Genomic DNA, 21012 nt, shown 5'->3' with positions numbered 1-21012 from the left:
CTAGGGAATCCCTTCCTTTAGGCTAATTTGTTACCGGAATTTATAAGCATCGTTAAAGGATGTGGCGCAAAGGGTTATTCCATTTCAACTTTGAAATGGCAGCTATGGAAATTGAATTACTTTTTAGGTATTCAAGGTAAAAAAGAAACCATTTAACAGTGCTATTTCAAAGTTAAAATGGTATTACCTTCGCGAAAAGCTTTTTCGATTCGCCATGGCCAAGCAAAAAACTACCTTTTTCTGTCAAAATTGCGGTACCCAATATGCCAAATGGGTAGGGCAGTGTTCCGCATGTAAGGAATGGAACACCGTGGTGGAAGAATTGGTGCAAAAAGAGGAAAAAAAGGTTTGGAACACGACCGCCGAGCCCTCCCGTAAACGGGCAAAACCCGTTCGCATCAATGAAATCAGCACCACCCAAGAAGCGCGTTTGGATACTTTTGATATCGAGTTCAACCGTGTCCTTGGAGGGGGTCTCGTACCCGGATCTCTGGTATTGTTGGGTGGGGAACCGGGCGTCGGTAAAAGTACGTTACTCCTTCAGATAGCCCTAAAGCTTCCTTTTAAGACCCTTTATGTTTCCGGCGAGGAAAGTCAAAAACAGATTAAAATGCGCGCCGACCGTATTCGGCCCGAGAGCGAAACCTGTCTTATTCTTACGGAAACCAAAACACAGCATATCTTTCAACAAATTGCCGCTACAAAGCCCGACATTGTGGTCATCGATTCCATACAGACCCTACACTCGGATTATATAGAATCGGCCGCGGGCAGTATTTCCCAGATACGGGAGTGCACCGCGGAACTGATCAAATTTGCAAAGGAGACCAATACGCCGGTAATACTTATCGGCCATATTACAAAGGACGGCGCCATAGCCGGACCCAAAATTTTGGAACATATGGTCGATACCGTGCTCCAGTTCGAAGGTGACCGTAACTATGTATACCGTATACTCCGTGCGCTTAAAAATCGATTTGGATCTACCGCCGAACTCGGTATTTACGAGATGCAGGGCGCGGGACTTCGCCAAGTGAACAACCCTTCGGAAATCTTGATCTCTAAAAATGACGAAGCATTGAGCGGCACTTCCATTTCGGCAACGGTAGAAGGCATGCGGCCCCTAATGATCGAACTTCAGGCGCTTGTCAGCACCGCGGTATACGGCACGCCACAACGCTCTACCACCGGATACAATGCCAAACGGTTGAACATGCTTTTGGCCGTTTTGGAAAAGCGGGCCGGCTTTAAACTGGGCGCAAAGGACGTTTTTCTAAACGTTACGGGGGGCATTTCGGTAGATGATCCTGCGATAGACCTTGCCGTAATCGTCGCCATTTTATCGAGCAACGCGGATATTCCCATACCCAAAGGGGTCTGTTTTGCGGCAGAAGTAGGGTTAGCGGGGGAAATTAGACCAGTACAGCGTGTGACACAACGTATTTTGGAAGCGGAAAAACTCGGGTTTACGACTATTTATGTCTCCAAAAACAATAAAATAGGTCTAAAAACGACCAAAATCAATATTGCTCTCGCCTCCCGCATAGAGCAGGTGGTCTCCGACCTTTTCGGCTAAAAGGCACTAGGGAGCCGGATTTGGAATTTCGTCATGAATTTTCTCGATACGTTCCAGTACCGTTTCCTGCAAGGTAATGGCACTACTGGCAATATTTTCCTCCAGCTGCTTCATTGAAGTGGCACCGATAATCGTGCTCGTCAAAAACGGACGTGAGTTTACGAATGCCAGGGCCATTTGTGCCAAAGAAAGGTTGTGCTCCTGGGCCAGTTCATAATACTTCTGCGTTGCACTGGTCGCCACCTCGTTGCTATACCGTGCATAATTCGGGAACAGGGTGAGCCGTGCATTGTCGGGCTTTCGATTTCCCAAGTATTTTCCGCTCAACACCCCAAAAGCCAGTGGAGAGTACGCCAACAACCCTATCTTTTCGCGATGGGCCACCTCGGCATTGCCCACTTCAAAAAGGCGGTTGAGCAAACTATAGGGGTTCTGTATCGTAATCATTCTGGGCAAACTGGCATGTACCTTACTCTCTTCCAAATAGCGCATAACGCCCCAGGGCGTTTCGTTCGAAAGGCCGATGTGTCGAATTTTACCTTCACGGACCAGGTCTCGTAAGGTCTCTAAAACTTGATGGATGTTATCTTCCCAATAGTCAGTGGCACTGTGTTCGTACCCTCTTTTTCCAAAATAGTTCGTATTCCGGTCCGGCCAATGCAATTGATACAGGTCCAAATAATCGGTCTGTAGCCGTTCCAGACTCCCCTCAACGGCGCCAATGATGGCATCTCGGGTAAAGCCGGTCGTTCGTATGTGCTTGGTAAACTCCGCTTTCCCGGCGATTTTAGTGGCCAACACTACCTTATCGCGATTTCCCGTCTTTTTAAACCAATTACCGATAATTCGCTCGGTTTCCGCATAGCGTTCCGACTCCGCGGGAATAGGATATAATTCCGCCGTATCAAAAAAATTGACCCCCTTATCAAAGGCATGATCCATTTGTTCATGCCCCTCCGCTTCGGTATTTTGCTTTCCCCAGGTCATCGTACCCAAACAAATTTTACTGACCTCAATTTCGGTATGTGGCAAATAACTATAATCCATATCTCGCATGTGTTTGTCGATTGTAAATTTACACATAATGGGAAACCCGAACAATTGTTTTTGGATTCCTGTATTGCCATAAAATACGCCCGTTCATCGTTCAACTACACCCGTATATCGGTACTATTTTATCATTCACGGACAATATTATAGTTTTACTGTTGGTTTGTATGGCGAAAAGACATTTCTACCATACTAAACCCCCAAATTAATCGTTAAAGAGAAACCTTTTGGCCCTATTTTTTCCCCAAATTTAGGATAGCGCCAAAAACCAGACCAAATAGCTAAATACCTACTTATGGCCCTTTTTACGCATTCCCAACGCTTTAAGCGCGTAATGATATGTATCGTTTCCGTGCTTACTTTTTCCTCCATTTTTGGATTTGTTTTTCCGCATGTGTTCACACCTTCCGAAGAAACTAGCCCGGAAATAGCGATGGAAACGGCAATTTTCAACACCCACCCGCTCGAAGGCATTTCGGACAATCAGGAATTCTGTAATGATTCAGGTGACTTCTTACACGAAATTTACCTCTGTGGCGCCAACGATGAACGTGTACTTACCACTAACATTCCGAACCTGACCAATATCAGTTGGGCCAAACTTCAGGAAGGAAGCTGTCCGGCCGCATCTCCGGGATGTGGAAATTTTAATCCGGCCTGTACCTGGGACGAACTTTCAACGGACACCCAGTTCACGGTTACCGAAAGTGGCCAATACCGCATATTCGTCAACTACTCCGACGGCACTCCTCCAGGGAGGTACTTTTTTAATGTAACGGCGAATGGGTTGAACCCCCAAGAGGTCGTTACTCACATTACCTGTGCGGGCGCAGGGTCGATCACGATCAACAACATGCCCAACAATTACCAGTACCGCATCGAAAACGGAGCAAACTGGCAAACCGAAAAAACATTTACCGTTCCAGCTGCAGGACGCTATACCGTTCTGATCGAAAGCTTGGACGGTTCCGGAGGATGTACCTTTCGTCTAGAAGACATTGAAGTAAGAAACGATGAAATTAACGCTACTGCGGAAGAAGTGGCCATTAATTGTAATGCCTCTAATGGTATTCAGGTAGAAGTCATAGACGGTGCGGCCACCTACGATTACAATATTTATGCGGGAACCACCAATACAGGTGCCCTAAGGGCAACCAGCGGCGGGCCTATTTCCGCTAACACTTATACCAGTAATAGTCTGGACCCTGGACAGTATCTTGTAGAAGTTACCTTGGCAAACGGCAGCTGCCCTTGGACCCAATTGGTAACGGTAGAACAATTCGACCCTTCGGCACCTTCCGCAACGGTAACCAAAAATATCGATTGTAATGAAGGCATCGTCAACATCGCTACTTCCGGATTCAATGCCCCTTATGAATATAGTATCGATGGTACTACCTTTTTACCGTTCACCAATGGAAACCAAACCAATGTACCGATTTCAACAGCGGGGAACTACACCATCATTGTAAGGGACAATAAGGACTGTGAAATACCGGCAAACGAAGTTACTATGGCCGAAGAGCCCGAATTGACGGTCACCCCCAATGTTACCAATGTCAGCTGTAACGGAACCGACAATGGAAACATCATTGTGGAAATATTGGATGCCAGGGGGTACTCGGTAACCTTTTCGCTGGATGGCGCTCCTTTTCAGACCTCCAGTTCGTTCGGTAATTTGGCCGCTGGCAGCTATGAGTTACGCGTACGGCAAGAGAAATCCGGTAACCAATGTACATCCGATCCTATTTCGGTTACAGTCGGCAGTGACCCTAGTTTTACAATAACTACCGAACAGACGCAACAATTGGACTGCGATACCGGTTCGGCCACCATACGGGCAACTTTGCCCGATGGCAGTGCTCCACCGGCGAGCTATACCTTTAGCCTGGATGGCAATACCTTTCAAAACAACCCGGAATTTACAGGTCTTGGTGCGGGAAACTACACGTTGATCGCAGATGACGGAAGCTGTATCGCCGAGAGCAATTTTACCATTAGTGCGGGAAGCGACCCTACAGACCTTACCTTTGCCGTACCCGATAGCGATTGCGCTGCGGGCACCTCCAATTTGCAGCTTACCGTTGTGGATGGTACAGGACCTTATACATATAGTATTACGGCCGGTGCCGGTACCGGAACAACCAATGCCGACGGTTTTTTTCCAAGTCTTTCCGCAGGTGCATATACCTTTCAAGTAGTTACTGCCGATGGCTGTAGGATCATTCGAAATTACAATCTGATCGATCCATCCAATATTACCGTGGCCACCCAAGTGCTAAACAATGCAAGTTGCGCCACCGGGTCTACCAATGGTAGTTTCAGTTTTAGTGTTACCGAATTTCAGACGACCTATAGCTATACCGTTACCAACGGAGGGGGCAGTATCATCGATTCCGGGACCAATACCAATACCAACACGACTACCTTGTCTGGTTTGGCACCGGACGACTATGAGGTCACCGTTACCGACGACACCTCAACTTGTTTTAAGACAACGTCCCTAACCATTGCCGTTCCTAGCAGTGCTATTAGCGTAAGCCACACCTTAAACCCCATGAACTGTGGTAATGCCGGTTCCGTAGCAATCAACGCTTCCGGTGGTTGGGGCGCTTTCAGCTACCAATTACGGAGACAGAGCGATGGATCATTTCATCCAGCAGCTCCACAAAATAGCGCCACCATAACCGGACTTACCGATCTCGGGGAAACCTATGATATTTTGGTAACGGACGCAAACGGTTGTACCGACGCTACCGACTCCTTTACATTGACGGATGCCGGTGGACCTACCGTGGAAGTGGATGCTGCCAGTCCGGACACCCAGTACTGTTATCAAAACAGCCAACCGGGATCGCTGCGCATTAACATTACCGCAGGTTCCGCTCCATACTACTATACCATAAACGATGGTTCAAAAGTAGATTTGGGAGCAGCAACGACCTTTGTCCTTAACAATTTAACACCGGACGATTATGAAATAAAAGTAGGGGGCGCAAACTTATGCGAAACCCTTGTAGCGGATACCAATATCAGCGGTCAGCTATTTGCCTTGGCCAATGTGGACAAACCTTTGGGTTGTGGGGGCGATGCCGAAATCAGTATCAATGCCGAGGAAGGATACCCACCGTATACCTATGAGGTCAAACAGGAAGGAGCGCCCGATACCGCATATGCCAGTACGGTATCCCCGCACTATTCCAGTGTTGATGGTGAAATTCTGGTATTTCGTGTTACCGATGATAAAGGTTGCCAGACCGTAACCCAACCGATAACCATAAAAGAAGCACCACCGATTACTTTTACTACCGAAATCACCGATACCAAATGTGGTATCGCGGGTACGGGAGCGGTGAAAATAATTCCCGGGGGAGGAACGGCACCGTTCCAAATTGATTTTGAACGTGCGGCACCGTCCGCTACCTTTAATGGTGAAGGCGTAAGCGACAATACCCTTTATAACAATTTGGACGCACGGGATTACCGCTTTGTCATCACCGACGCCTTAGGGTGTACTACTGGAATACAGACAATAACCATTGCTGCGGACGACCCATTGGATTTTGCCGTTGACACTCAAGATACAACCTGTAGATCGACAGGAGGCATGAACTGGGGCTTTATCAGAATACGGAATCCGGGAGCCGCCAACGATCAGCCTACCAATGCCGTAGGTCCGCTTACCTTTTCGGTATATCGGATCCGTAGTGAAGCGGATTATCTTGCCACCGGGTGGTCCAGAAGATACCGCACACGAACGGTAACCGTACCCGCGAACGGAATTATCAACTCACAGGAACGTATGTACTGGAGGGGTCATTTTTTAGTACGTGTAGAAGATGCGCGAGGCTGTATTTATGAAACTTTCCGATTTGTGGACATGCCGGAACTACCAAACAATGTAGTGACCAGACCCGCGCCTTCCGCTACAACACAAACCTGTGTTACCGGAGCACAATTTGACCTCAATATTACAAACAGTGCCATGATTCCTGGTCCGTACCGCTATCGCGTATGGCCCTTTGACCCGGACGCACCGACAGCAGGAAGTTTTATTCCTTTTGACCCAGCGGACACCAGTACCAGTTTTTCTTCCACAACACGGATAGAGGGTTTATTGTTCGGCGTGAATTATGGTGTTGTAGTCATTGACGCAAACGGGTGTCAACGTTGGAAAAACATGGGTACTATTCCACATCCCGAGGGAACTACCGTAACTGCAGTTACCGAAAGTATCAGTTGTCGCAGCTCCAGCGATGGACGGGTACAGCTTACGGTAACCGACTTTGGTGGCGGTACCGATCTGGAGTACCGAATTTACAGGGGAGGTAGTCGGGGCAGACCCAGTGATGTTCCATATGAGTTTGGAACCCCACCGACGACCCTAAGCTTCCCGGTATCTGCGTTTACGGGACCGAACACTGCCGTATACGAGTTACCGCACGATTTGCTGCCCGCTTGGTATGTTGCCGAAATTTATAACCCAAATAACCAATGTCAATCTGCCGTACGGTTCTTGATACAGCGACCACGAAGTAGTCTCAAAATAGAATTTTTAAACAAGGTGGATGCCACCTGCCATCGTGATGGTAAAATTGCGGTCAACGCGACGGGCGGATGGGACGACCAGCGGTTTTTTGAAAGGAACAATACCCTAAGGGGCACCTGGGAAGAATACCAGTACGCCTTTGTACCCGTCGGCAATCCGGTAACTGACCCTGATTTTGGACCGGCCAGCGATGTCGACCGTCCAGCGGGAAGCTACGATGTTTATGTAAAAGATGCCGCAGGGTGTATTGTACAGCTCGATATGGACAATAGCACGGCCGGTTTTCAGCCCGTGGTCATCGAACTGGAACCGGAGCCTTCGAATTTGGCGTTTACCGTTCCAAACCGTTGCGCTTCTCCATCCGATGAGATTTATACCGTAAACGCTACCGTAGACTATACCGGAACGGATGATCTACAATTTATCTGGAATGGTGAGATTACCGATAGCGCCACCAGAAACCTGGGCCCCGGAGATCACACTTTGGAAGTACGAAACGCCAATGGATGTTCTGTATCGACCCCAATTGCCATTTACCCCTCAATGGTCATCAAACAGATTCCGAATATCGTTCAGGAGGTAAGTTGTGACCCAGGTAACGACGGCAGTATACAAGTAGAAGTATACGGTGGATCGGAATCTTATGAATTTACCTTGTTAAACCCACCTGCCGGATACGTGGCCGGTGAGGAAACCAATACCACCGGACTCTTTGCCAATTTGGATGCCGGAGTAGCGTATGAGTTTACGGTAGAAGACCTGTTGTCGGGCTGTCCGATACCACCATCGGTCAACTTTACCTTGGACACGCCCGCCGATCCCGAGTTTGAAATAAGCACCGAACAGGACGTGGCCTGTGGTGGCTTGGGCTCGGCGACCGGAAAAGTGTTCGTACAACAGATTTCAGGTAGTTCGAATACCGATGTTACCTATGAATATGCCATTCGACCTACCTCAAGTACCGCCACATTAACCTATGGCGCCTCGGATATTTTTGAAGATCTTGCCGCCGATACGTATACCGTATACGTGCGTTCATCAAAAAATTGTGTGCAGACTTTTCCAGCAGAAATAGAAGAACCGGCGCTGTTACAGGTATCCTTGGCCGCCCCGGCACCCTATAGCTGTAACACCGGAAACGAAGTAACCATTACGGCCACGCCCGTAGATGGTACCGCTCCCTATCTGTACAGTTTTAATGGAAACAGTTTTACCGCGGACAATACCCTGACCGTCACCTATAAGGACGTTACCCAGGATATTACCGTCATCATTAAGGATGATAATGGATGCGAGGCAACTTCGAATACCGTTACCGTAGAGGCCATTCGTCCTTTGCAGGCGGTTGTTGACGCTACCAATGGTGGCAGTGGGGCACAGCCCATGACCTGTATTGATGACGCCGTTTTCCGTATTGATATTAGCGACGGTTCGGGATCATATGAGGTGATAAACCTGACTACCGGATCGGTAGAAACAGCGGCCGCACCTTACGAAATTACCATTCCACAAGGTAGCCCCGTTGCGGATTATTTCTATGAAGTACATGACCTTGTTACCGATTGTCGTGCTACGGTTACCTACACGGTAAACGAGTACAACTATATTGAAGTGGCCGTAACCGGGAAAACTGATTTGGTCTGTAAGACCCTAGCGGATGGTACCACTCCGGCAAGTGACGGAAGTTTTACATTCCAAGCGGCTAGTTTTGGTGGCAGCGGATTCCGATATGAAGTATTCCGCGCCGATGGTTCCTCACAGCAGGCGACGATAACCTCTACCGATAGCGGTGTACTGACCGTGCCCGGATTGCCCGCGGGATCCTATTATGTACAAGTGACCGATATTGATTCGGGATGTGTTGTTCCTTCGGAAAATGTTACCATACAGGCCCCACCGAGAAGGCTCAGCTTCACCTATAGTTTTACACAGGAACCTAGTTGTAACCCTGGAAACGATAGCGAAATCACGGCCATACCGGAAGGTGGATGGGGCGGTTATGAGTTTGAACTTGTACATCCTACAGATCCTAGTAAAACGGTCGCTTTTGGATCAAATTATACCTTTAGCAATCTTGATAGCGATACCAATTACGAACTGTTCGTAAGGGACAGCCGTGGCTGTGCCAATTACAGTGAAACGATATCCACCCCGTTGATCGAGCCTATTAGAGAAATAACAAGTTCGAAAGTAGTTAACGACCCAAGTTGCCCGAAAGGGGATGACGGTCTGATAGAAGTGGTCGTAGACCGAGGTAGCGGAACGTATCAGTATAGCTTGGTAAACAATACCACAGGTGTCACAGGAGTACCGCAAGACAGTAACCGATTTGAAAACCTAAGGGAAGGCGATTACGAGGTAATCGTTACCGATGGCAGAAATTGTGATCTTACGATTCCGAATATCGTTCTTACCGACCCTTCGGAAGTAACATTGGACGTTTTCATTTCGCTCGAACCCAGCTGTGCTGCAGGTTCTGGAAGGTTCGATGTATCTGCGGCCGGAGGAACGGGACCAAGGACCATTTACTATGTGTATACCGATATGGACGGAAATGCAAGCCCTTCAGCGCAATGGACGACCAACAACGTTGCCACCCCTGCAGGAACCTATGAATTTACGGCAGTGGACGATAGCGGTTGTAACGCCCCCTTACCCATTACTAGGGTAATGCCAGAAGTAGCACCATTAGAAGTCAATGTCGATGAAAGCAACGCCAGGATCAATTGCTTTGGCGATATGGACGGCGTATTGGTGGCGACCGCTACTGGAGGAAAAGGAAACTATCAGTATACCATTTCTCCGGTACCTGCTGGATATCCGGCTACGAACGACACCGGAATTTTTGAAAACTTGGGTAGCGGTACTTATAGTATTACCGCAGTAAGCGCAGGCTTCCCCGATTGTGAAGATACCGAAACAGGTGAAATACCTACCTTACAGCAACTGACCTTACCCACAGAAGTCATCGGAACGCCCGTACTCTGCTTTGGAGAGGAGACCGGTACCGCAACCGTAGTACCCAATGGCGGTACTGCACCGTACCAATACTTCAACCTTTCCTCGGATACTCCGGCGAAAGCATATGATAGTGGTGATTTTATCGATCTCCCGGCAGGCGATCATATCATTCGGGTACAGGATGCGAATGGCTGTCCGGAAGAAACCGTCGTTCGCATCGGTGGGCCAACGGCTCCATTGACCTTTACCACTTCGGTGATAGACGAGGTTTGCTCAGGCGATAATGGAGGGCAGATTACCGTTACCATTGCCGGTGGTACTACCCCATATTCCATTCGGGTAGTCGATCAAAACGATGGCACCAACACGGAATACAATGCCATTTCAGGTACTACCTACGATATTACCGGGCTCCCCGGAGGGTTCTATGAAGTATACGTAACCGATGCAAATGATTGCGAACCCGATGTTCCCGTTGTTTTGGACGAAGTTGAAACGGGTGCCAACATAGAGGGTAGCATCACGGAATTTATCGAATGTCGTGAAGGAATACCCTTTTATGGGGCACAGGTTGTTCTTGAAGATCAAGATCAGGACATGTTGGAAATCGTGTATGCCCTTGATCCTATCGATCCTTTGAACCCACAACCTTCGGAAACCCAGAGCAGTAATCTGTTCGAGGCTATCGGCCCTGGAGACCATACGATTAGTATCGTACATATGGGTACCGGATGTGTGTTGCCAAAGACCTTTAGTCTGGACGCTCAGGACGAACTTACCTTGACGACAATGCCGGGGAACATCAATGAAATTCTTGTGGCCGCCGATGGTGGCGACGGCACGTACACCTACTACTTCGAAGGGGTACCGTCGGCTTCTCCTTCCTATTACATTAACCGCGACGGTACGTATACCGTAAGAGTGGTGGACGGAAAAGGTTGTGAAGCGGCCGTTCAAATAACGATGGAGTTCATCGATATTGAAATCCCGAATTTCTTTAGCCCCAATAACGATGGTGAAAACGACACTTGGAGAATCAAAAACTCCAATGCCTTCCCCGATATCACGGTCAAAATATTCGACCGGTTCGGACGTACCTTAAAACAGTTTGTTGGGGAAGGGGAATGGAACGGGACCTACAATGGAGAAGATCTTCCAACGGGAGATTACTGGTATGTTCTTAAACTGAACGGAGAGCGTGACGATCGCGAATTTATCGGTCACTTTTCCATCTATCGTTAATAACAGAAATAACAAACTCGTTTAGCATACAACAAGCGGCCCATTTCAAATGAAACGGGCCGCTTTTTTTGCCTTTGGAGACCAAACAATATGAACCGTCCAAAGATACCGACGACATTTCCTAGGAAACACATTGCCAAGCTGTAATACGTCAATATCTTTTTAACGTTGAAATGGTATTATACCATTTTTGCTTTAAAATTACCCAAATAAAACGCAGTCATTTTTTCGCTTAGACGAAAAGGAAAAATCAAGCATAGCAGTAGCTACGGTTGTTTTTTATTTTGAAGTATAAGCGGAGAAGGGCAATTTTTAATGGGTAATTTTAAAGTAGAAATGGTATTAGTCCGCTATCTCCACAAGGATCGGACAATGGTCACTGTGTTTGGCCTCGGATAAAATTACCGAACGAACCAAGCGAGCGGCCAGGGTTTCACTGACCATACCATAATCCAAACGCCAACCTTTATTGTTATTTCGAGCATTTGCCCTATAACTCCACCAGGTATAATTATCGGGCTCTTTGTTAAAATGCCTGAAACTGTCTATGAATCCGCTTTTCATCAGGTTGCCGATCCATTCCCGTTCCACCGGCAAAAACCCGGAAACATTTTTGTTGCGTACCGGATCGTGTATGTCTATGGCCTCATGGCAAATATTGTAGTCGCCCAATACCACAAGGTTGGGGCGTTCTTTTTTTAATTCGTCAAAATACTCCTGAATCTCGGCCATATAGTTCAGCTTAAAATCCAAACGGGCGAGGTTGGTTCCAGAGGGCAAATACATGCTCATTACGGAAAGATCTCCAAAGTCTGCCCTAAGGTTTCTTCCCTCAAAATCCATAGTTTCGATTCCCGTACCGAAAGCAACATGGTCCGGTTCGGTCTTCGACAATATCGCAACCCCACTGTACCCTTTTTTTTGCGCACTATACCAGTAATTATAGGAATATCCCGCCGCCTCGAATAGCGATAGGTCCAACTGATCTTCCTGTGCCTTTATTTCCTGTAAACAAACGACATCAGGGTCCGTGGCACTGAGCCATTCTATAAAACCCTTTTTTAAGGCGGCACGAATGCCGTTTACATTATAGGATACAATTTTCATACTGAAGTGCTTTATCGGTGTTTCTGTTGTTAATGAACTCATTTAGACTTTTTCAATTGGCTAAATGAGTTCAATATCTTTCAATGCCTAAAAGTAACCAAAACGGACCGATGTTGGAAAATGGCCGCACTATAACTTTAAACGAAAACGAGGGTTTTTATAAATGGTCCGGTTTTCAAGACAATACAAACTATAAGCCTTATTTTTATAGGATATTTTTTTAGATGAACCACACGCTCACCATCGTATTACTGCTGTTCACCACCATTTTAGTTGCTCAAGACCCCGTGGACCGGGACAGTATTACACAACTTGACGAGGTTATTTTGTTGGATGCCCTAAAACGGAAAAATGCCATAGGTATCGTTCCCTCCGATATCGTAGGCGCCAGTGTGTTCCAAAATTCCAGCCCTGTTTCCTTGGTCCCTTCCATGAACCAGATTCCCGGGGTATATGTGTTTTCGGGGGCGTTGAACACCAACCGTATCACCATACGTGGGGTAGGTGCACGAACACTTTTCGGAACGGACAAACTTCGCTTGTATTACAATGATATTCCCGTAACGGACGGATCGGGCGTATCGACCATAGAGGCGTTCGATTTGGAAAACCTAAGCCAGATCGAAGTGATAAAAGGCCCAAAAGGGACTACCTACGGCACTAATTTGGGGGGCGCCATTATCCTAAATCCGAAAGAGGCGCTGGGTAACGCTACCACCATTTCCAACAATTTTACCGTGGGCGCCTTTGGCCTTTTGAAAAACAACCTCTCTTTTAACCATTATGAAAACGGTTTGCGACTCGGTGTCCAATATGGCCATACCGAAACGGACGGGTACCGCCAAAACAGCACGTTCAAACGGGACGGATTGTTGGTGAACCTTGGGTACCGTATCGATCCAAAAAATAGGGTGAACCTCCTATTGAACCATATTGACTATACCGCGCAAATACCAAGTTCTCTCGGGGCTACCGCTTTTGCGGAAGATCCGAGCCAAGCCACGTTTACATGGCGAGCCTCCCAAGGCTTTGAAGCCAATAAGTATACCCTTACCGGACTTAACTACCATCATACCTTTTCCGAAAAGTTGGAAAATTCGACCAGTGTTTTCTATACTTATCTGGACCATTACGAAGCACGACCGTTCGGTATTCTCGATGAATTTACCAACGGCTACGGAATACGGTCCCGATTTTTGGGAAAAACCGGTATACTGGATACTCCCGCCAATTATGTACTTGGCACCGAAGGGTATCGGGATGTATACGTTTGGGACGAGTTTCAAAACAATTTTGAGGACAACAATGGTAACGGTAGTTTGCAGGGGGCAAAGTTTGCTGACAATAAAGAGTATCGCACTCAGCTAAACCTGTTCGGTAGTTTGGAAGTTCCGTTTTCCGAAACGTTCACCGCGCAAGTGGGGGTGAACTTAAATAAGACCAAGTACAACTATCGCGATTTTTTTGGACAAGGCTCCGAAAACAGAAGCGCAACAAGAAATTTTAAGGCCATTCTACTTCCCAGTTTGAATCTGAATTATCAGCTTTCAAATTCGAAGTCGGTATATTTTAATGTAAGCCGCGGTTTTTCAAACCCGACCTTGGAACAATCCTTAACACCCGATGGAGCGGTAAATCCGGATATTGCACAAGAAACGGGAATGAACTACGAACTGGGCACCCAACTTTTTCTTGATCGTAAGCGGTTGGGACTACAGCTGGCGGTATACCAAATGAACATTCAAAACCTGCTGGTAGGGGAACGTATCGACAATGATCGATTTATCGGTCGAAACGCAGGAAAAACAAGGCATCGCGGTCTTGAATTGGCGGTAAAATATCGGTTGCCCTTGGCGGATGGGTTTCAACTATCCCCATTTGTGAACTATACCCTTACCGACCATAGTTTTATCGATTTTGTTGACGAAGAAGAGGACTTTTCAGGGAACCCGCTAACGGGTGTCCCCAAGCACCGGGCGACGGCCGGGTTACAGCTACAACTGTTCTCCTTTTGTTACTGGAACGTTACTTACCAACATGTGGGCGCCATTCCGCTGACCGATGCCAATAGCCTTTCGAGCGATTCCTTCAACGTACTGAATACACGATTAGGGTTTTACAAAAAACTTACGGACCGCTTTTCGCTAGGTATGGATTTGGGCATCAACAACCTTTTCGATATCGTTTACGCACAATCGGTGTTGATCAACACCAATGGTTTTGGCGGAAACGAACCCCGTTACTTCTATCCTGGTGACGCCCGTAATGCGTATGGTAGCCTTCGACTTGGGTATCGGTTTTAATACAAATTTACCTTTCCTCAGGAGCAATGTCTTTCCATCGTGTTTGTAACGGTTCAAATTTGAACTTGTCAACAGGACGGTATACCGCTTTTTGTTGTGCCGGGTTTTTTACCAATTTTTGTTTGGGCCGAACGGGGCGTTTTTCAAACCCTCCCCCACAATTTGGACACACATTCAAAAGTATCGTTTCCACACAATCGGCACAAAAGGTGCATTCGTAAGAACAGATCATGGCATCAACGGCATTGGCCGGAAGGGCTTTGTTACAGTTTTCACAACTAGGTCTGATCGCTAACATTAACGTTATATTTATGGGTTTGGTAATAGGCCGTTACATGTTCGGGAACAGCTACTCCTTCAGGAAGAAAGGGATCGCTTTCAGGAAGTTCGGCAATTTGCCGTAAAGGAAGCAATCCCGCCCAAACGGGCAAATGCATATCGCCCTTTTCATCCTTTACCCCCTCGTCCCTAATTTTTGCACTGGCCGTTTCAATGGTCATGGCCACTACCAAGGTACCGTCCAGTTCTTTTTTTAACATTGGGCGAATTCCTTCCCAGCGGCCTTCCATCATATGATCCACCACACACTTCAACGCTTGCGTCTTTTGGTCCGGGTCGGTTAGCTTTTCCAAACTACCGAACAAGGTTGCCGAACGATAGTTTACGGAATGGTGCAGCCCCGAACGGGCCAGTACCAGGGCGTCCAAATGCATCACGGTCATACTCCCCGTTTTCCCTTCCAACAAGGACAACAGCATTCGGTTTTTATGGGAGCCGTGCAAATAAATCGTATCTCCCGATCTTCCGTAAGCCATGGGCAAGCAGATGGCCCGACCCTCAAAAATGTAGGATACGTAACCGACAAAGCCGGCATCCAGTATGGTATTTATTTTTTCGACATCGTAACTGGCCCTATTGGCTCCCCTACGTACCGTATTACGGGCTTCTTTTTTAAACTCGTTCATCTTACAAAATTTTATACCGGGCAATTTCCCGAATGTGATGCGCTTCTTCCGAACAAATGTAATAGCTTTATGGGCTATCGTTTTCGTCCAGAATACAACTTTTAAGTAGTCCAGATATGATTCCCTATAAAACGACCCTTCAAATAGACCGCTCCGGAAAGCAACCTATCTACCTTCAATTGGCCAATCAATTTGTAGGTTTGATCAAAAAAAACGTACTCGTCCCGGGCGCAAAACTTCCCGGAAGCCGAACACTTGCAGCGCAACTGTCGGTACACCGGAAAACGGTAATCGCCTGTTACGATGACCTTTTGCTACAAGGCTGGATAGTGAGTATTCCCAAAAAAGGCACTTTTGTCCACCAAAATATCCCGACGCTCCAAAAACGGGCCTTTATCGATACTATGGAGGTTCCCGGCACGCAAGAAGCCGGTTTTTCATTTTTTAAAGAACCGTTATTGGAACGGCCCTTAGTTGAAAGATTGCCCGGCTATCACTACCTAAACGACGGGGTTTCGGATGTACGGCTAACACCTATGAAAGCCATAGCCAAAGAATATCGCAGTCTGGCCGACCGCAAGAACAGCCTTCGCTATTTGGGTTATGACACCACCTATGGAAATCCCAGACTTCGCGAGGTTTTGGTTACCTATCTTAATGAAACCCGGGGACTGCATATTACAAAAGACCAGTTGTTGATTACCCGCGGCAGTCAAATGGCGATGTACCTGGCGGCACGAACATTAATGGCACCCAATACCTATGTGGTGGTCGGCGAAACCAATTATATTGCAGCGGATCTTACGTTCCAACATGCAGGCGCTACGCTCCTTCGGGTGCCCGTGGACGAAAATGGGCTCAACACCGATGCCATTGCCCATTTGTGCAAAAAGCATGATATCAAGGCCGTTTATGTTACATCGCACCACCATCATCCCACCACGGTAATGCTGTCGGCCGAACGGCGTATGCAGTTGCTAAACCTTGCCCGCACCCATCGTTTTGCCATTATCGAAGATGACTATGACTACGATTTTCACTACGATCATTCCCCCATACTACCCCTTGCGAGCCATGACGCTAACGGCAACGTAATTTACGTAGGGTCGGTATGCAAAACAGTGGCCCCGGTATACCGCGTGGGCTATTTGGTGGCCCCAAGGGCGTTTGTGGACCAATGTGCCAAACTGCGCCGTTTTGTCGATAGACAGGGCGATTCGTTACTGGAGGCCGCTTTTGCGAACTTTATCAAAAGTGGGGATCTCGACCGTCATATCCGAAAGGTATTAAAGCATTATGCATTGCGCCGGGCGCTCTTCTGTACATTGTTGGAGCAGCTTTTCGGTACGGTCTTTACTTTTGAAATACCCAAGGGAGGCATGGCGGTGTGGGTGCGTCTTCAAAAGGGGTACGAGTGGCGCACGATTTCCGAACAGGCAAAAAAACACGGTTTGATCATTGGGGAATGGCAACGTTATGATATGGCCAAAACCGGCCATAACGGTATACGGATGGGTTTTGCCGCATACAACGAGGAGGAAATTCGAACGGTCTTAAAAAAACTGCATTTGGCCGTTCAAGATAGTATCCCTAAAAAGATGGATTGATTTTGTTTACGATCGAGGTGACTTACAGGGCCAAACATCGCTTTGCAGGCCAGTGGTACCATACTTATACCTATTGGTATTATACCATTTCCACCTTAAAATTACCCAAATAAAAAGCAATAATGGTATTACATTTTACCGAGCCACGATTTCATATCCACCTCCTTTGCGATCAGTTCATTGACCTCGGCTATGGGGACCCGCCGTTGTTCCATGGTATCGCGATGGCGAATGGTTACCGTATTGTCTTCCTTGGTCTGATGGTCCACGGTAATACAAAACGGCGTACCTACGGCATCCTGTCTGCGGTAACGCCTACCTACGGCATCTTTTTCATCATAGGTTACATTAAAATCCCATTTCAGGTCGTCTACGATCTGATGTGCGATTTCGGGCAGGCCATCCTTTTTCACCAACGGCAATACCGCGGCCTTGGTCGGTGCCAGTACCGCAGGTAATTTTAAAACGGTACGTGTGGTATTGTTTTCCAGCACCTCTTCCTTTAGGGAATGGGAGAATACGGCCAAAAACATTCGGTCCAGACCTATGGAAGTTTCTACCACATAGGGCACATAGTTCTTATTTTCCTCATGGTCAAAATACTGTAATTTTTTACCGGAATGCTCTTCGTGCGCGCTCAAGTCAAAATCGGTACGGGAATGGATTCCTTCCAATTCTTTGAATCCGAACGGAAAACGGAACTCGATATCCGCTGCGGCATCGGCATAATGGGCCAATTTCTCGTGGTCGTGAAAACGATAATTTTCTTCGCCCATACCAAGGGAAAGGTGCCATTTCATACGATTTTCTTTCCAGGCCTCATACCATTCTTTTTGGCTTCCGGGCTTTACAAAAAACTGCATTTCCATTTGTTCAAACTCCCGCATCCGAAAGATGAACTGTCGCGCCACGATCTCGTTCCTAAAGGCCTTACCGGTTTGGGCTATTCCGAACGGAATTTTCATGCGGCCCGTTTTCTGAACGTTCAAAAAGTTTACGAAAATTCCCTGTGCCGTTTCGGGCCTCAAGTAAAGGTCCATGGCCGAATCGGCCGATGCGCCCAATTTGGTGCCGAACATGAGATTGAACTGTTTTACGTCGGTCCAGTTTTTTGATCCGGATACGGGGCATACGATTCCCAGCTCTTCGATCAGCGCCTTAACATCGGCCAGGTCTTCTTTTTCCAAGGAGCTGCCCAAGCGTTTTAATATGGTATTTATTTTTTTCTGGTATTCTACCACCCTGCCATTGGTGGCCAAAAACTGGGACTTATCAAAAGCGTCACCAAACCGTTTGGCCGCTTTTTTGACCTCTTTTTCGATTTTAGCCTCGATTTTAGCCGTATAGTCCTCTACCAAAACATCGGCACGATATCTTTTTTTGGAATCTTTGTTATCGATCAGGGGGTCGTTAAAGGCATCTACATGGCCCGAAGCTTTCCAGGTTGTCGGATGCATAAAGATCGCGGCATCGATTCCCACAATGTTCTTATTGAGCTGAACCATGGCGCGCCACCAGTATTCCCGAATGTTTTTCTTTAATTCCGCCCCATTCTGCGCATAGTCGTACACTGCACTTAAACCATCATAAATTTCACTGGATTGAAATACGTACCCATACTCTTTTGCGTGGGAAATAACCTTTTTAAAGATGTCTTCTTTATTTGCCATTTGGCAAAAATAGAATTTTACCCCAACAGAGCGGAGAGAATTTCAGAATTATTTTATGGCATCGTACGGACCTCGCGGCATCATGAGACGCCCGGTATTGGAAAAGGAACATCGAGTAAACCCTAAAAATTCGGGCTTCCGTCCATTGTACGGCCACCATTACCGATTAGGAGCATATTGGGCCTTGTGGATGCTTGTCCACAACTTGTCGTTTATACCATCTTAACCTTGAAATGGCATTACTTCAATAAAAACTCGGAACTGGAGAGCAGGCGCTCATCCTCAAAAACGTTAAGGGTATACGTGCCGGGTTCCAACGAACCCTCCGGCAAGGTAATGTAGTCGTTAACCTGGGTCTGTTCGCCATTGAACAGAAATTCTACCCTTTTGCTGTAGATGTTGCCATTGACGGTGATGGTATTGGCATTGTCCTCTATGATCCGCATATTGGGACCCAAAAACTGAAAATAAACGATTTTCTCGGTTCCCGCCGCAGTAGGGTCTTTTACGATGATCGCGGTACCCCGCAACCGTTCTATCAAGGATGCTTTATTAGTCTGTATCGGCTTGCCGTTTCGCACCCGAAAACCACTGCCTTGCGAACCCTGAATTTTAAGATAGCTCTTAATTTTGAGTTCCCTGTTCAATTCCTGTATCGTTTTGCGCTGTAACGCTTCGGCCGCTGCCAGCGAACTACTTTTACTTCGCAGCACTTCCATTTGTTTTTTGGTTTCCCTTGACTTGCTGGCCAAACGCGAATTGTTATACTTTAAATAATCGTTTTTTAGCTTTAGACTATCGTTTCTGGCCTCCAACCTGCGCAGTTCGGTTTTGTAGTCCCGTAATTTATCGACCGTAAAATTCAACCTTCCTATGGAGTCGCGAAGTTCCTGTACCTCGTACTTGGCGTTCTGAATTTCTATGGTGCTCACTTCGTCCCGTGCCGTCAATCGATCGAGGTCCGCTTTCATAAGCGTCAGATCTTTGACCAACAGGTCTTTTTGTTCCTCTAAGTAGCTGATTTGCGAACGCGATTGTGCGTAGCTGTAATAAAACGCGATCAAAATGCCAAAAATAACCGCTCCTAAGGCCGCAAAGACAATCTTGTAGTTGAATTTAGTATCTTGACCTTCCATTAAAAAAAGGATACGTATTAAGTAGGTTTAATAAGGGCTAAAATTGTTTTTCACCAATTTAACAAATATACTAAATGATATCAATAACACCCTGTTTCCTAGGGTCTGTTTTGGATGTAATGCCCATTTAATCAGAGGAGAACGACTCCTTTGTACCGTTTGTCGGAATGACTTGCCGTTCACCGAGTACACCTTTAACGCAGAAAACCCGGTAGACCGTATATTTTATGGTCGAATTGCCATAAAAAAAGCCGCTTCCTTCCTTTTTTATCGCCAAAACGGTATCGTACAACGGCTGATCCATCAACTGAAATACAAAAACCATCCGGAAATAAGTGCTTTTTTAGGAGATTGGTACGGCCAATTGTTACGACGGGACGAAGGGTTGGACCAACATATCGATATGGTCATACCGGTTCCGCTACATCGTAAAAAGCAACGTGCACGAGGGTATAACCAAGTAAGCGGTTTTGCCCAACGACTGGCCAAACATTTAGATGCGGAATACCATGATGCGCTGTTGGTAAAAACAGCGAATACCAAGACCCAAACAACGAAGGGGCGCATCGGTAGATGGTTGACCAATAAAGCGCTTTATACGGTAACACAAAAAATGCCCCTGAAAAACAAAAGAATTCTACTGGTCGATGATGTGATCACTACCGGGGCCACTATGGAAACCTGTGCCCGGACACTGACCGAAATTCCCGGGACCACCGTCTATATCGCCAGCATGGCCGTGGTTCCCCTACCCTAGAAAAATAACAAAGCTTTATGAGCCGCAAACACTAAATTCAAGGTTATACCATTTTAACTTTGAAATAGCACTAATAAATCGTTTCTTTT

Annotated in this window: 11 protein-coding genes; 5 read left to right on the top strand and 6 right to left on the bottom strand. The window is 46.9% G+C overall.

Annotated features, from left to right (window positions below):
* The first annotated feature begins 214 nt into the window (after positions 1 to 214).
* Positions 215 to 1576 (top strand): DNA repair protein RadA, encoded by a 1362-nt coding sequence (gene radA, locus ACRD7P_RS02890; RefSeq protein ID WP_430905990.1) that lies wholly within the window; start codon positions 215 to 217, stop codon positions 1574 to 1576.
* 6 nt (positions 1577 to 1582) lie between these two features.
* On the opposite strand, the gene ACRD7P_RS02885 is transcribed toward radA, so the two are convergent.
* The gene (locus ACRD7P_RS02885; RefSeq protein WP_430905989.1) at positions 1583 to 2623 is read right to left on the bottom strand and encodes an NADP(H)-dependent aldo-keto reductase; all 1041 of its coding nucleotides are present in this window, start codon (positions 2621 to 2623) and stop codon (positions 1583 to 1585) included.
* Positions 2624 to 2921: 298 nt separating this feature from the next.
* Between ACRD7P_RS02885 and ACRD7P_RS02880 the strand changes: the two genes are divergently transcribed.
* Positions 2922 to 11378 carry a T9SS type B sorting domain-containing protein gene (locus tag ACRD7P_RS02880; RefSeq protein WP_430905988.1) on the top strand — a complete coding sequence of 2819 codons (8457 nt, stop codon included), beginning with the start codon at positions 2922 to 2924 and terminating at the stop codon, positions 11376 to 11378.
* Positions 11379 to 11720: 342 nt separating this feature from the next.
* Here the strand turns inward: ACRD7P_RS02880 and ACRD7P_RS02875 are convergent, their stop codons facing one another.
* On the bottom strand, positions 11721 to 12485 hold the full coding sequence (locus ACRD7P_RS02875) for an exodeoxyribonuclease III (RefSeq protein ID WP_430905987.1): 765 nt from the start codon (positions 12483 to 12485) through the stop codon (positions 11721 to 11723).
* A 224-nt stretch (positions 12486 to 12709) separates the two neighbouring features.
* Between ACRD7P_RS02875 and ACRD7P_RS02870 the strand changes: the two genes are divergently transcribed.
* Positions 12710 to 14788, top strand: coding sequence for a TonB-dependent receptor family protein (locus tag ACRD7P_RS02870; RefSeq protein ID WP_430905986.1), 2079 nt, complete (start codon positions 12710 to 12712; stop codon positions 14786 to 14788).
* A 7-nt stretch (positions 14789 to 14795) separates the two neighbouring features.
* Here the strand turns inward: ACRD7P_RS02870 and ACRD7P_RS02865 are convergent, their stop codons facing one another.
* Positions 14796 to 15086: a DUF1272 domain-containing protein gene (locus ACRD7P_RS02865; protein ID WP_430905985.1), complete on the bottom strand. Its 291-nt coding sequence runs from the start codon at positions 15084 to 15086 to the stop codon at positions 14796 to 14798.
* Positions 15067 to 15753, bottom strand: coding sequence for a pyridoxamine 5'-phosphate oxidase family protein (locus ACRD7P_RS02860; RefSeq protein ID WP_430905984.1), 687 nt, complete (start codon positions 15751 to 15753; stop codon positions 15067 to 15069). The genes ACRD7P_RS02865 and ACRD7P_RS02860 overlap by 20 nt, the downstream gene beginning before the upstream one ends.
* A gap of 116 nt (positions 15754 to 15869) precedes the next feature.
* Between ACRD7P_RS02860 and ACRD7P_RS02855 the strand changes: the two genes are divergently transcribed.
* Positions 15870 to 17360, top strand: coding sequence for a PLP-dependent aminotransferase family protein (locus ACRD7P_RS02855; RefSeq protein ID WP_430905983.1), 1491 nt, complete (start codon positions 15870 to 15872; stop codon positions 17358 to 17360).
* A 128-nt stretch (positions 17361 to 17488) separates the two neighbouring features.
* Here ACRD7P_RS02855 and ACRD7P_RS02850 read toward each other — a convergent pair whose 3' ends face one another.
* Both ACRD7P_RS02850 and ACRD7P_RS02845 read right to left on the bottom strand, forming a co-directional pair.
* The gene (locus ACRD7P_RS02850; protein ID WP_430905982.1) at positions 17489 to 19030 is read right to left on the bottom strand and encodes a glycine--tRNA ligase; all 1542 of its coding nucleotides are present in this window, start codon (positions 19028 to 19030) and stop codon (positions 17489 to 17491) included.
* 239 nt (positions 19031 to 19269) lie between these two features.
* Positions 19270 to 20166, bottom strand: coding sequence for a hypothetical protein (locus ACRD7P_RS02845; RefSeq protein WP_430905981.1), 897 nt, complete (start codon positions 20164 to 20166; stop codon positions 19270 to 19272).
* Positions 20167 to 20338: 172 nt separating this feature from the next.
* On the opposite strand from ACRD7P_RS02845, the gene ACRD7P_RS02840 reads away from it, so the two are divergent.
* Entirely contained in the window at positions 20339 to 20923 is a 585-nt protein-coding gene (locus ACRD7P_RS02840) for a ComF family protein (RefSeq protein WP_430905980.1), read from the top strand.
* Positions 20924 to 21012: the final 89 nt, after the last annotated feature.

It is taken from the genome of Maribacter sp. 2-571 (assembly GCF_050589625.1).
GTDB lineage: Bacteria > Bacteroidota > Bacteroidia > Flavobacteriales > Flavobacteriaceae > Pelagihabitans.
The sequence above is the reverse complement of the archived record's forward strand: the minus strand, read 5'-3'. Positions and strand labels throughout refer to the sequence as shown.